The organism is Paenibacillus xylanivorans (genome assembly GCF_001280595.1).
GTDB lineage: Bacteria > Bacillota > Bacilli > Paenibacillales > Paenibacillaceae > Paenibacillus > Paenibacillus xylanivorans.
On the sequence record NZ_LITU01000042.1, the window covers coordinates 26,723 to 41,456 of the forward strand.

A 14,734-nucleotide genomic window follows, 5' to 3' on the forward strand; every position below is an offset into this window, starting at 1 on the left:
ACAGGTTGTTGCTCATGTGATGTGCGTAAGATTCGAATCCTCTCCTTCCAATCGTTTCATAGATAACCAGCTTATGAGCATTGTAAACGATCTCGTAGAGAGGGTCAAAACAGGGAATGAGCATCATTTTCTTTTATCCTAACAAAAATAAAGTAATTTCGATTCATTTTAGTATCCATACATAATATTTTTACTACGTTTGTCCGATAAAAGAGGGGTGAAGATGATGATGGGGGATATTTAAATGAAGAAAAGGATTCGCAATTGGTTTACATTAACGGTTAAGAAACGTTTGATCGCCGCACTGCTTCTGTTCCTGATTGTGCCGAGCATTAGCGTGGGATGGTTGTCTTATTTAAAAGCTGCAGACCAAGTCAGGGAAGAAATCATTCATTCTGCACAGGCCAAAACGGAAATGCTCAGTCTGCAAATTACTCAAATGCTGGATATGGAGAAGGATAACGCAGCACAGTTTGCCGCGGGTATTGCTTCAACGGATATTATCAATAAATCACCAGCTGTTCAGAGACAAATGGATCGTATGTCCAAGGCTCACAAAGAATTGGGTGTATTAACCGCAGGTGCTGAAGATGGCAGCTGGATGAAATCCCCTGATCCCGGAAAGCAGATCTATGATCCACGGGAACGCAGCTGGTATACGATGGGTATGTCACAGGATGAACCAATTATCTCGGACACGTTCCAGTCGGTAACCACGGGTGAATGGGTTGTCACCGCAGCTGCCAAACTGGCCGATGGGAAAGGGGTATTTGGAGCCAATGTAAGTCTCAATCATTTGAAAGAATCCGTTGATAAGATACATATTGGTGAAAAGGGAAAACTGTATATGCTGGATAACGGCGGGAAGTTCCTGTTCCATTACAATATCGAATCCGGTGTGCAGTCCAATGAGAGCTACATTAATGAGATGTACACGAAAGACCAAGGTACTGTGCAGTACACGTATGATGGACAAGAGCTGGAAGCTGTGTTCTTTACAAACCCCGAAACGGGCTGGAAAATTGTCGGTGAGATGGTTCCTTCCGAAGCGGCAGATGCGGTAAGACCTATTTTGATCCGTGCCTACACTTTGGTAGGGACCTCGTTGATCATTGGTATTATTCTGCTTGTGTTCATTATTCGCAGTATTCACCGTCCATTGTTGCAACTAACGCAAGCAGCATCCAAAGTAAGCGCGGGTGATCTGACAGTTCGTGTAGGTTTACAGCGCCGTGACGAGTTTGGGCAACTCGGGGCAAGCTTCGATACCATGACCTCTTCGCTACGTAACGTTCTGGGCGAAGTGCATGATACATCGAGCCAGCTAGCAGCATCTTCTGAGGAGCTTATGGCGAGTTCTGAACAGACATCCAGAGCAACTGAACAGGTTGCTGAATTGATGCAGGATGCAGCGTCAGGAACGAACAAACAAAACGCCAGTCTTGCTGCAACGGGTCAACTCGTCAGTGAAATGTCTATAGGGGTGAAAGAAATCTCATCGAGTGCAGAAGACACGGCTCGCATCGCTGTAGAAGCATCTACCAAGTCCGAAGCGGGTATGGTTACGGTGGAAGAGGCGGTTGCCCATATTCAGCAGGTCAATGACGAGAGTGAGGCCATGGCTGCGGTCATTCAAGATCTTCGGGCGAAAAATGATGAGATTGTTGAAATTGTGGCCGAAATTACCGGTATTGCGAAGCAGACCAACATTCTTGCCCTGAACGCATCTATTGAAGCTTCAAGAGCAGGTGAACAAGGGCGGGGCTTCGCCGTGGTTGCCAATGAAGTGAAGTTGCTGGCCAACAATTCGGGCAGTGCAGCCGAGCGTATTAATGAACTTATGCGTGAGATGCACGAGAAAACGAATGCGGTTCAATCTACCTTTGCCCGTACAGGAGAAGGCATGATTAAAGGTTCGCAAATGATTACGGAAGCGGGAGAGGCTTTCAAAAATATCCGTAGTGCCGTGCAGTTGGTTGCTGCTCAAGCTGGAGAAGTGTCGGTAGCTTCCCGTCAGATTGATGGAGGCATGAGCCATGTGTCCAAGGAAGTGAATGGCACCATTGAATTATCCAATCAGATTGCTTCAGGAACCGAAGATGGTTCAGCTGCTGCTCAGGAGCAACTCGCTACGATGGAAGAGGTTGCAGCTTCTTCTGCGGCATTATCCCGTATGGCTGAAGATCTGCAAAGCATGATTGAGAAATTCAAGTTATAGTTCAATAGCATTTCTCGAAGGAGACTGTGGGGTTGTAACCCTTCAGTCTTTTTCTTGTTGGTGTTTTTTCGTTAATCAACGGTGTATGAAGACTCGGAGCAGATCTGTTCTGTAAAAGTGAATCTGTCTCTCCCTGAATATCTCATCCTGTGGTATATTTCTAAATTAAAAGTAATCCGTAAGATGTGGATTGAATGGAGAGGGGATGAACCGGATTTGGATAAATCCATACCACTGACATCCGGACCCGCAAATACCGAAGAGGTGCAGGATGATGCTACATTTATGCAAGGGGTTAAGGACTGTATCCCAACACTGCTTGGATATTTAAGTATTGGCTTTGCAGCGGGTGTCATTGAAATGACGGCAGGTCTAAGTTTGGCGGAAACGGCTCTGCTCAGTCTGATTCTCTATGCTGGATCGGCTCAGTTTATTGCCGCAGGCATGCTTGCCTCGAATGGGTCAGCGACTGCTATCATTTTCACCATATTTTTCGTGAATCTTCGCCATTTGCTGCTGAGTGCAGCCGTATCACCGTACTTTCGCCATCTGACACCGCTTAAAAATATGTGGATCGGCTCGCTGCTTACCGACGAGTCTTTTGGCGTGGCGATGACGCGAGCGATTGGCCGGAAAACGCTGAGTGAGCGCTGGATGCACGGGCTGAACATTACAGCATATCTGAACTGGTTTGTAGCGAATATGGCGGGGGCTTACTTTGGACGCTGGATAACCAATCCCGAGCGGCTTGGACTTGATTTTGCCCTGCCAGCAATGTTTATTGGTCTGGTTGTGCTTCAGCTGATGCAGCGCAAAAATAAAAAATTACACATCAATGTAGCGATCATCGCCGTTGTCTGTGTGATCTTCGCCAGCATGGCTTCGCTTGGCAGCATGAGTGTCATTGTGGCTGCGGTCATTGCGGCAACGATGGGAGTAGTGATGGAACGATGGAAGTAAGATGGGATGTATTCTGGATTATTATGGGTTCGGCTTTGTTGACATTCATCCCGCGCGTATTGCCGCTCATGCTGTTCAGTAAAATACAGATTCCGATGTGGCTGTTACGCTGGCTTGAATATGTACCCGTGGCGGTCATGGCGGCACTGATCGGTCAGGAATTGTTTATGGCGGACAACCAGTTGGTGCCGATTACGCAGAATGCGGCCCTGTGGGCGGCATTGCCTACCATTGCAGTGGCAATCTGGACTCGGAGTCTGCTTGGAACCGTACTTGTCGGTATTGTTGCGATGATGATTTTGCGGTATTTGATGGGTTAATAAACAGGTCCTTTATAGGAACAGGTAAATCCTTCGCTCTAACGGTTAATAATGTCCTATAAGATCGTAGTAAATAGGGCGAAGGGAGTTAGATCCATGAGCAAATCGAAGCACAGACTATTGATTACAGGAGCAGCTGGAGTCATTGGCCGCAGTCTGCTGAAGGGACTAAGGGAAAAGGACAAGTATGACATTGTGGCTGCCGATCTTCATGATGATCCTCAATCAGGCATTGTAGCGATGGATGTGACCGACGGAGAACGGTTGAAAGAGCTGATGCAGGGTGTTCAGACGGTGCTGCACATTGCATGGGCCAAGGACGAAGAAGATTTTCTGGGCAGAGTCCTGCCGATCAACGTAACAGGGGCCTACCATGTGTATGAAGCTGCACGGTTGAATGGTGTACAGCGGGTTATTTTTGCGAGTTCAAATCATGCGACAGGGTTTTATCCAACAGGAGAGGATATCGAAGTGGATGATCCATATCGGCCAGACAGTTTCTATGGGCTTAGCAAATGTTATATCGAACTGCTTGGACGCTATTACGCGGACAAATATGACCTGTCGTCATTCAACATTCGAATTGGCAACTTCTCGGGCGATGCGCATCCACACTCTGAGCGTTCCGCACATATCTGGATCTCTCCCAGAGATATGGTGCAGCTTGCCGAGTGCTGCATTGAGGCGGATTCAAGCATGAAATATGTTAATCTATATGGGACTTCAGCAAATACGGACAATTATTATGATATTGGATATCTGGAACAGAAGATTGGGTACCGCCCGGAGGACGATGCGGCAAAGTTATGGGACCAAGCGAAACGTAAGGGAGCACCGGATAAGCAGGACGAGACGGAATATCAGGGCGGAGGATATGTCGCGAAGAACCCGAAATCCTGAAATCTTAAAGATCTGAAAACGCTATTTTCTATTGCGTCCGAAAGGGATAAAATGGAGACTGAAGGGTTGAGGTTTTCATTTTACATACAGGAAGGAACGGTTTTGATTATGAGTACACATTCATCCGTTATACTTTTTCAGGGAGACTCCATTACAGACGGGGGAAGATCACGCAATGATGATCCGAATCATTTTCTCGGGCATGGCTATGCGTATCTGATCTCAAGCAAACTGGGCGTGGAACTGGCAGCCAAGCAGCCGACGTTCTACAACAGAGGAATCAGCGGGGATCGCGCCTCCGATCTGTATGCACGCTGGAACGAGGATACCTTTAGTCTGAAGCCGGATCTGATCAGCATTCTAATCGGTGTTAATGACGCCTGGCGTACCATGAATGGTGAACCCAGTGGAGTGACGGATCGTCTTGGACGTGCCTATCGTCATTTGCTGGAGGAAACACGCGAAGTGATGCCGAATACTGGGCTGGTTTTAATGGAGCCGTTCATTCTTAAAACGGGAGCTACAGTGGAGCAATGGGACACTTGGCAGGAACGTATGGAGCAGTATCAAAATTTGGTTCGTGAACTCGCCAGTGAGTTCGGGGCGGTCTGGGTACCTTTGCAGCAAACGTTCAATGATGCCCTCAACGAGGCCGATGCTGCCTACTGGTTGTGGGATGGTGTACATCCAACCGCAGCCGGTCATGAGCTGATCGCACGTCAGTGGCTGTCTGTTGTACAGAATTCTCCACTTGCGATTGGTTAATAGACATTGGATATATCAAGTCTGCGCTAAAAGCTGAATGAAACGAGGAACCCAGGTGGGTTGCTCGTTTTTTTATATCTTGGAACAGGAATTCTGTGGTTAATTTGGTTGGATATGATGGATAACTCTTCAAATGTACAGCAATATCCGTTAAAATGAAATCGGTTACATATAATGAAGGTTTCGTATTCCATATAGATTAGGGTGAATTCAATGGAAAACACCAATCAAAGTAAAGTCAGATCCATCTCCATGCCGGATTCTACGGTCATTCAGAAGGTAGTACATCGGATGATGAACGGAAGACAAGGGAATCAGCATGTCCAGCCTGCTCCAATGAGAGCTTTAGTCTGCTCTACGGATAGCATCGGACAGGCGTTGCTGCAACCGGAGCTGGCTTCTTTTTTCACAGATCTGAACAACTATGGGGAGCGTGCCCTGAACGAAAGCTTGCCTTCGCTATCATTTGGTCTTTATCGGAAGTTTGGGGACACAGGGGAACGTAAGTTGTATGAGGACGCGTACTTTGAACGCAGGGGACGTCTTGCGGCAATAGCGCTGCTCGCTGTGGATTCGAATGGCGCGGGATGGATAGAGACATTGGAAGATATGTTGTGGGATGTATGTGGTGAGTATACATGGTGTTTGCCTGCACATTTGGGTACGGGGGGAGTGGAACAGGTTAACGGTAATATTGATCTGTTTGCTGCTGAGACAGTACATATGCTGGCCGAAATCGTGACGATTCACGCAGATCGGCTGGATACACGCATTATCCATCGGATTAGGGCTGAGGCCGAGCAGCGCATCTTTACACCGCTCTATCGGGAACAACGTACCTATCACTGGCAAGATGCAGATCATAACTGGTCTGCTGTGTGCAGCGGATGCTGTGGCATGGCTGGATTATTACTGCTGGAGGAAGAAGCGATTCTGACGGAATCGGTAGGTCAGACGATTCGATCAATGCAGGCATTTCTGAGTGGATATGGCATGGATGGCGGCTGTGCAGAAGGCATTGGTTACTGGGTGTATGGGTTTGGCTATTTCGTCTATTATGCCGACATGCTGCGCGAATACAGTGAAGGTGAGTTGGATCTGCTGAATGGTTCGAAAATAGCGGCGATAGCAGCCTTCCCACTGCGGGTTCATCTGTCGGGAGGAACCTTCGTGAATTATTCGGATAGTGCGGAGCAGCAAGAGATTCCTTCGGGCTTGCTTTCACTTCTGGCATCTCGTTTCGGTATACAGATAGATCTGCCATTTCATATTCCTTTGTTTACCGATGATCCCTGTCATCGTTGGGCTCACCTGCTGCGCAACGTGATGTGGAGCAGTTCGGCAATGGTCCTTCAAGAAGCGGGGGCTACTCCGGCGGAACGAGGGATCATTATGGAAGATTTGGGCTGGATGATTGCCAAGGGAGTCCTTGATTCTTCGAGTGCAGATCTTACCAGAGATGAACCTCTCGCTATTGCTTTTTCCGTCAAGGCCGGGCATAACGATGAACCCCATAACCATAATGATCTTGGGCAATTTATTATCCATTGTGGCGGCGAAAACATTCTTTGTGATCCGGGAGCGGGGCTGTATACACAAGCCTATTTTGCTCCGGGTAGAGAGCAGTTGTTCCACATTAGCTCGTTCGGGCATAGCGTGCCCCGGATTGAGGGAAAAGAGCAAACCTCGGGGCGCCAGGCGCAAGCACAGGTTCTTGAGGCGAAGGTTTCGGACGATGATTGTACACTGGATGCCTGTCTGGAACTGACAGCAGCTTATTCTGAAGCGGCTTCGCTCGTCTGCTATACACGCCAGTTGCATTGGAGCGGTTCTGCTAAAGATATCGGGACCGTAGCAGAACTGCGTCTGAAGGATCGATTTCAATGGAAAAACAGAGCAATGTCTTCATCAAGCACGTTATATTCGGTAGAAGAACTGCAACGGCCGAGTGTGACGGAGCGGTTTATGAGCAGAAAGGTACCTGAAAGGGTACATGAGGGGCAGATTCAATGGCAGGGTGAACTTGCAACCTTAGGTATGACGTATGATGCAAACCAATGGCAGGCTGATATAGAGGTCATTAATACAGTTGATCATGACAATGAGCCAGTTATATTCTATCGGACTTCCCTGGAATGGCGAGAGCAACCTGATAAGTGCGATGTAAGAAGTGATGAAGTTAATCCGCTGGAAACGGTGTGTGAGCTGAAGTTCACGATTGAACCCAAGTGAAAGATGGAGGTGAGCATACGTGAATAAATATGCGGCTGCATCAACGTACCCTTGGAGAGATACGCTCGAAAATTACCGTACACTGGCGGAACAGGCGGGGTCTGCTCCTTCAGATGGTTGGAATCAGGCTCGCAAATTGTCCCTTGTGGAGAGTGTTGTTCGAGCTTACACACCTTATCAGGATAGTGAAGGCGCCATTATTGATCCATTTTCAAAGGTGGAGCGATATTACTCCACGCCAGCCTTTGCAATGGGCGCATCGGTTCTTGTTCAAGCGGGACATATGGACCTGCTTGCTTCAGCCGCATCGGCCCTGTCACACAGCATTGATCTTGTCGTGAAGGGATGTGCGCCGGATCATCACCCGGACTTTTTCCCCGTGTTGATGATGAGAGCATACATCCTGTTGAAGCCGCATATGCCTGAGCAGGCAAAAATCTGGGCAGAGGCCCTTAAGAAGATCCAGCCTGAAGAAGATTATGTCTTTACAATGAGCAAAATGAACAACCCCAATCGCATGATCAACTGGAACGCCATTATGATCTCCGGAGAATATCTGCGATTGAGGGAACAACTTGCCAGTGAGGGTACGGATTGGATGGACCGTTATCTGGATCTGTATCATTTGACACGATTTACGCCGCTTGGACTATATCAGGACGGGCCGCTGGACCGTCCAAATTGTCCATTTTCCTATGATATTGCGACGCGCTATCATCTGGATGTCATGCTTGAAGCGGGATATGACGGGTCATGTGCTGGTGAGTTGAAGGAACAATTACGCCATGGTGCATTCAGCACGCTGCTTACACTTTCACCGCTGGGAGAGATTCCTCCGCGTGGACGCAGCTCCCAACATCAATGGAATGAAGCGGCAGCAGCCTATGTATGTTCTGCTCATGCAACGCAGGCTTTACAGGCTGGAGATCGGGTGATGGCAGGAGCGTTCACCCGAGCTGCCAATCGGTGCTTCGAAGCTGTGGAACGCTGGAAAATGGATGATGGGCGTCTGAAAATTGTTCGTAACGAGTATCAGCCCGAGGCACGTCATGGGTACGAAATATATACGAATCATACCGCCTACAATTTGTGGACGGCAGCGGCGCTGGCCCATGCCTGTCTCAGCGATCCTGGTGAAGGTGTAACGGGCATGTTCCTTCCTTCCGAGGTAGGCAACCGGGTGTTGCAGGCCGATGGATGGTTTGAAACGATCATTGCCTCTGTACCAGGTCAACAAATGATCCTGCATACAGCTATGAATGATCCATACACGGTTCCCGGCCTTGTGCGGATACAACAGGCGGGATTACCGGGGCTAATCGGTCCCTCCGCTGCTGGACATGCGCAATCCGGATTCACGGAGTTTGCTGAAGGGAAAGTTGGTCCGCTGAGCTACTGTCCTGCCTGGAAAACACCGGATGGGAAATGGCACAGTCTTGCCGGGGGCATTCCGTCAGGTGTTGATTATGACCGGGATGCCGGGATTAATCCTGCCGATGGCGGGGGTTCCATTTTGCTTGAATTGGTAGATCAAGAGGTAGGAGATAATTCAGGTTCTCCAAGGGGAGATGACGGAAAGCATCAGGATCAGGTCAATGGGTTTACAGTGACATGGCTCGGCCCACTAACCGGGATTGATTCACTGCGTACCCGTTATGTACAGCAGGCGGATTTGCTCACTGTGACGTATGAATTCGATGGTGAGCTTGAGGCTGTCGGAGCACTCATTCCATTAATGTTCAGTGATGGTCATGAACAGGCTGCCATTACGCTTTCCAATCAGGCTGTGCGCAGCGAGTACCGGGGAGCTTATGCGGAATCGACCGTATTGGACGAAGGAGCCATCATTCATCTCAAGGAACAGCCCGTGGCGTCCCGCAATGGACTGCTGAAGGAAGTACGGATGGAAGTGATCGGTGGACGAAGTATAACATTTACGATCAGATTGGGAATCGATTAGAGGAGGGATAGGTTTATGAATACATCAATATCTGTGAAATGGCTGGAGGAAGCATGGCGGCAGGGAGCGGCCAAAACGATTCGCAACGCGCAGCGCATCAAGGATACATTTCCGCACACCGCCCCGCAGGGCATGTATGACCGGAATGATCCCGAATGGTGGACTGCCGGCTTCTGGCCGGGATTGTTATGGCTTGTCTATGGCGAGTCGCCGGAAAATGAAGCTGTAGCCCTGTTATCTCGAATTGCCGAAAGTTGTGAGCGGCAATTGGAGGGTTGTCTGCGTGATCCCGAATCGGTGGATCACGATCTGGGGTTCATCTGGCTGCTTAGTGGCGTAGCCAACTACCGCCAGACAGGCAGCGCAGACGGTCGGCGGCGGGGAATGCTCGCCGCCAACCTGCTCGCAGCCCGCTTCAACGTGCGCGGTGAATTCATCCGCGCCTGGAACTTCAGCTCGTCAACCATGGATACGCGCGGCGTAGCCATCATTGACAGCATGATGAACCTGCCGCTGCTCTACTGGGCATCCGAGCAGAGCGGCGACCCTCGCTTCCGCTGGCTGGCGGAAGCGCATGCGGACACCGTGGCGCGCGAATTCGTCCGCGCTGACGGGTCCATCTGCCACGTGGTGGAGTTCGATCCACCCACGGGGCAGATGGTGCAGGAGCATGGCGGGCAAGGCCATGCTCCAGGTTCCGCCTGGGCGCGGGGTACCGCCTGGGCGCTGCACGGGTTTGCGCTGTCTTTCCGGTACACGGGCGAAGCCCGCTATCTGGAGACAGCGGAGCGAGCGGCCGATTTCTTCCTCGCCATGCTTGGCGAAGAGATCGTGCCGTTGTGGGATTTCCGCGCACCTGCCGAGCATCAGGTGGCGTGGGATTCGTCCGCTTCGGCGATTGCCGCAAGCGGTCTGTTGGAGCTGGCGAAGCTGTCGCCGCGCGGTGAGAAGTATGCAGCTGCGGCAGAGCGTATCCTCCGCGGGCTGCATGAGAAGTACAGCTCCGGTGTGACGGCAGCGGAAGAAGGTCTGATCATGCAGGGCACCGTGCATTATCCAGAGGGCCGTGGCCTGAATGTGCCGATTATATACGGCGATTATTTCTATATGGAGGCGCTGGCGAAGCTGCGTGGCCGTCCGGGATTATTTTAGAGAATCGAGAATCAGGAACATCACACGTCGAGCAGCGAGTATGAGTGAGGGGGATGAGTATGCGACCCACCATACAACTGTTCGAGTGTGCCTGCCTCCCAGGAGCAAAAGTTATTCCTGTCTCGGAGGCGGAGCACACCTAAGGAGAAGCTGCAATGGAAGGGAGTGCATAGGTTGCCGGGCTAATTCCGTTTTCTATAGAAATGACCTGGTAAAGGTTGAATGGCTCCGGTTCACATGTTAGCTCACGCAGGTTTATTTTTGATTTCCGATTTCAGATGTGCGTCTTAAGATGACAAAGTCGGCCGAGGACTGATCGGGATATCGTTGAGGAATAATCTCCTGCACTTTAAACTCGGGATAGTTGAACAGATAATCAAAAATATTTCGGTCCTCAATGGTGCTAACCCCTGGATTCCCGTTTTCCTTTAGTCGAGTGTACAGCACAACCCACCCTGACGAAGAGTGCAGGATGTCGTGGAGTGTGTTGTGGAAATCTGTTTCATCCGTAATATGGTAGAGTACATCCAGACAGACGGTGAGATCCGCTTGCAGGAAACCGCGGTTAATCCACAGACCTGGCGTGTATAACATGAAGCTCTTGGAGGAATCGTTGGCAAACTTGGAGGCACAGAGCCGTACCGACGAACCGGCTACATCGACACCCAGATACGTCTCATAATTCATATACTGCAGTTGATTCCCATCCCCGCAACCAAATTCAATGACGCTGGAGATACCCTCACGCTGAATCAGTCCGTTCACTACCTCTGCTTTGAATTCTGCCAGTACACCATAAGAACCTCTTCCCGATGTCTCGCCTGAGCTATACGTTTGTTCCCAATATCCTTTGTAATCAAAAGGCTGACTCATGTTTCTCCCCCGATCAAATGAAATAACGTCTCAAATAGAGTGACTATACATAGGTTATGCTTAATATTTGCGGGTATGAATCATTGGGAATTCGATAGGTCGGAAGGATGAATTCCCACGAATTACCCTGAAAATTCCCTGAAAGTCTAAACATCTGGAAAGAAGTTGCCGACATTAAACCTAAGGAACAAAATGATAAGAATCGGGGGGAAATGATGTTAAAGCCAAGATTGACCAAGTACATGGTGATGATGCTGGTATTGGTGCTGAGTATTTCCAACGTAGGCTTGGCCGCTGCGGCAGATAAAGAACTGTCCAAAATTGTAGTTTCCAAAAATGAGCTGTCGCTCGAAGTGGGTGATTCCAGTTCGGTTACGGTGACAGGAGTATATACCGATAATACATCGGCTAACGTAACAATTAGTTCATCCTGGAGTAGCAGTGATACTTCGATAGCGACTGTATATAATGGTGCCATTACTGCCAAAAAGGAAGGTACGGCGACCATTACAACATCGTATCAGAGTCAGAGTCAGACGGTTCAGGTGAATGTAACCAAAAAGGTCAAAGCCCTTTCCAAAAACGTGCAGTCGTTGGACTTGCGCACAGGAGATAGCAAAGACATTATTTTGACAGCAACCTATAGTGATAATACGACGAATGCAGAAGCATCCAAAGTTGCTGAGTGGTCATCCGATGACGAGAAAGTGGCAACGGTTGTGAATGGTAAAGTTACTGGACAAAGCGCTGGTACAGCGGTTATCACAGGTAAAGTGGGCAGTCAAAGTGTGACTGTGGATGTAAATGTTGAGGTTGTTAAACGTGTAGATGTGGACAAGAAGCAGGTCAATCTGCTGTTGAATAAAAGCGAGAGTGTAAAATTAACAGCCACCTATCCAGATGGCACAACCAAAGATGTAACGGATCTGGCAGAGTGGACGTCGAGTAATGAAAAAGTAGCAGACGTGTTAAAAGGTGAAATCACAGGATACTCGGCAGGTTCTGCCAAAATTACCGCCAAATACGGAACGAAATCTGTATCGGTAGATGTCGATGTTGATTTGACAAGTAAACTGAGCGTGGAGAAACAGAGCATTTTCTTCCGTTTGAGCGAGTCCAATAAAACGGCAAATGTCGTATTGACTGCCTCTTACCCGAATAGCGCTGATGTGAATGTAACGGATCAAGCGACATGGACATCCAGCAACGAGAAGGTAGCTACGGTATTCAAGGGACAAGTTACAGCGATTGGCGCGGGTTCTACGACAATCAAGGCAACGTATAGTGGCAAAACCGTGGAAATCACTGTTGACGTGGATACGGCAAGATATCTGGATATTGCGGGTATTGAAGATAAACTGGCAATGAGTGTTACTGGCGATAACAAAACCAAGAAACTCGTAGTCAATGCAGAATATATTGACGCAAGTACAGAAAACGTAACTTCCAAAGCAACTTGGACATCCAGCAATGCGGATGTTGTATATGTTTCTGACGGCGAACTGATTGCCTATAAATCGGGAACAGCGACCATCACTACAGCTTACGGCGGCAAAACCGTTAAATTTACCGTAAATGTAGATGTTCCAGACAAGTATGAAATGGACAAGAAAAAAGGTTCCGTAGCCGTTGGTGGCACATTGTCTGTGAAAGTATTGGCCGTATACGGTGATACATCCAAAGACGTGTCCGAAGATGCGGATTGGAGCAGCAGCAGTGAAAAACTCGCTGAAGTGGACAGCAAAGGTGTCGTGACGGGTATTGCAACAGGTAAAGTAACCATCACAGCCAAAATTGAAGGTAAAACGTTGACTCTGCCTGTTGAAGTAGGCATGGCTAGTGGGCTGGAGGCAGATGTGAACTTTGTGGTGTTGTCCTCCAAGGAAACACAGCAAATCGTACTCACAGCAACGGATGAAGATGGCTTGTCCAAGGACGTATCCTCCGATGCAACATGGAAATCAAGCAATTCGCGCGTAGCCGACGTGAAAAAAGGGGTTATCACTGCAAACAGCAGCGGTAAAACCAATATCACGGCTGAATATGGTTCCAACAAAGTGACCATTCAGGTTGAAGTGGACGTTATTTCACGCATTGAAGCATCTGAACCGGCTCTTTCCCTGAAAACCGGTGATTCTGCTGATCTTACGGTTACTGCGTATCTGAGCGATGGCAGTGAGCGTGATGTCACGGACAAAGCGGAATGGAAAACCAACAGCTACAAAGTAGCTCAGGTAACTAAAGGTAAAGTAAAAGCAACAGGTTCAGGTAAAGCAAAAATTACAGCCAAGTACGGCAGCAAGACGGTAACCATTGCAGTCGATGTAGATACACTGAAATATTTGCAAACCGATAAGGTCACTCTGACCATGAAGCCTGGTGACAAGGTAACCTTGGTTGCTACAGCAACGTATGCTGATGGCAGCGAAGCGAACGTATCCAAACCAGCGCTTTGGAAATCTTCCCGTATTGCGACAGCATCGGTGAAGGATGGTATCATTCAAGCCAATGGTAAAGGTAAAGCAACGATTACCGTGACTTATGCAGGTGTGAAAACCAAAGTAGCAGTAGTCGTAGAGGCGAAATAATCCTATATTGCGAATGTAAAACTCGCACTCCCAAAACCGGTGATGTCAGCTTAAATGCTGGCATCACCGGTTTTTTTATAGTAAACGACATTGAAATGCGATGGTGCAGCTTAAAAAATGGAAATAAGAAAAAGGAACATCCCGGAACCTTTGCATACACTCGCAATGAGAGTGCATCCAAGTTGTTCCAGAACGTTCCTTTATTATGTTCATGAATGAATTACATCGTATGAGACAGAACCAGCGCACCGTATGCAAAAGCAATGACGATGAGGATGGCTGGATGCAGCTTGGTCTTGGTCATGACCCAGAGCGAGATACCTGCAATGATCAGCGTCTGCCAAATGCCGATGGAATTGGTGGATACCTGACCGAATTCCCATGTAAGTAAGATCATGAGTACAGCGATAACCGGCTGTACAAGCAAGGTCATGCCTTTCACTTTTGGAGAAGTACGATGCTTGTTCAGCAAGCGGAGCAGCAAAATTAGAGCAACAGCCGAAGGTACAACTGTGGCGAAACTGGCGATGAATGCGCCAAACCAGCCAGCCACCTGATAACCGACAAATGCGGCGATTTTGGTCGCGATCGGACCGGGAAGTGCATTGCCGATGGCGAGTACATCCCCGAATTGTTCCGTGGTCATCCACTTATAGTGATTGACCACTTCTTCCTGCATTAACGGAATGGAGGCGGGGCCGCCCCCGTATCCCAATATATTGGCTACAAAAAATCCCCAAAACAATTCCCACCATGTCTGAAGCAT

General features: G+C 48.7%; 11 protein-coding genes. 9 read left to right on the plus strand and 2 right to left on the minus strand.

The features are described from left to right. Positions 1 to 244 precede the first annotated feature (244 nt). The 8 genes from AMS66_RS06690 (at position 245) to AMS66_RS06725 (ending at position 10,507) form a co-directional block, all read left to right on the plus strand. A complete protein-coding gene (locus tag AMS66_RS06690) occupies positions 245 to 2,218 on the plus strand; it encodes a methyl-accepting chemotaxis protein (RefSeq protein ID WP_053780055.1) in 1,974 nt (657 codons plus the stop codon). 285 nt (positions 2,219 to 2,503) lie between these two features. Continuing rightward, on the plus strand, positions 2,504 to 3,178 hold the full coding sequence (locus AMS66_RS06695; protein WP_053780112.1) for an AzlC family ABC transporter permease: 675 nt from the start codon (positions 2,504 to 2,506) through the stop codon (positions 3,176 to 3,178). Further along, on the plus strand, positions 3,169 to 3,498 hold the full coding sequence (locus AMS66_RS06700) for an AzlD domain-containing protein (protein WP_053780056.1): 330 nt from the start codon (positions 3,169 to 3,171) through the stop codon (positions 3,496 to 3,498). Before AMS66_RS06695 ends, AMS66_RS06700 begins: the two co-directional genes overlap by 10 nt. 96 nt (positions 3,499 to 3,594) lie before the next feature. Beyond that, positions 3,595 to 4,398 carry an NAD-dependent epimerase/dehydratase family protein gene (locus tag AMS66_RS06705; protein WP_053780057.1) on the plus strand — a complete coding sequence of 268 codons (804 nt, stop codon included), beginning with the start codon at positions 3,595 to 3,597 and terminating at the stop codon, positions 4,396 to 4,398. 108 nt (positions 4,399 to 4,506) lie between these two features. Beyond that, on the plus strand, positions 4,507 to 5,163 hold the full coding sequence (locus tag AMS66_RS06710) for an SGNH/GDSL hydrolase family protein (protein WP_053780113.1): 657 nt from the start codon (positions 4,507 to 4,509) through the stop codon (positions 5,161 to 5,163). Positions 5,164 to 5,376: 213 nt separating this feature from the next. Beyond that, on the plus strand, positions 5,377 to 7,395 hold the full coding sequence (locus AMS66_RS06715; protein WP_053780058.1) for a heparinase II/III domain-containing protein: 2,019 nt from the start codon (positions 5,377 to 5,379) through the stop codon (positions 7,393 to 7,395). 19 nt (positions 7,396 to 7,414) lie between these two features. Next, positions 7,415 to 9,355 (plus strand): hypothetical protein, encoded by a 1,941-nt coding sequence (locus tag AMS66_RS06720; RefSeq protein ID WP_053780059.1) that lies wholly within the window; start codon positions 7,415 to 7,417, stop codon positions 9,353 to 9,355. Between the two features lie 15 nt (positions 9,356 to 9,370). Beyond that, positions 9,371 to 10,507, plus strand: coding sequence for a glycoside hydrolase family 88 protein (locus AMS66_RS06725; protein WP_053780060.1), 1,137 nt, complete (start codon positions 9,371 to 9,373; stop codon positions 10,505 to 10,507). Positions 10,508 to 10,762: 255 nt separating this feature from the next. On the opposite strand, the gene AMS66_RS06730 is transcribed toward AMS66_RS06725, so the two are convergent. After that, on the minus strand, positions 10,763 to 11,380 hold the full coding sequence (locus AMS66_RS06730; protein ID WP_053780061.1) for a methyltransferase domain-containing protein: 618 nt from the start codon (positions 11,378 to 11,380) through the stop codon (positions 10,763 to 10,765). Positions 11,381 to 11,592: 212 nt separating this feature from the next. Here AMS66_RS06730 and AMS66_RS06735 point away from each other — a divergent pair, with 212 nt between their 5' ends. Continuing rightward, on the plus strand, positions 11,593 to 13,968 hold the full coding sequence (locus AMS66_RS06735) for an Ig-like domain-containing protein (RefSeq protein WP_236703248.1): 2,376 nt from the start codon (positions 11,593 to 11,595) through the stop codon (positions 13,966 to 13,968). Positions 13,969 to 14,188: 220 nt separating this feature from the next. Here AMS66_RS06735 and AMS66_RS06740 read toward each other — a convergent pair whose 3' ends face one another. Continuing rightward, entirely contained in the window at positions 14,189 to 14,734 is a 546-nt protein-coding gene (locus AMS66_RS06740; protein WP_053780063.1) for a chromate transporter, read from the minus strand.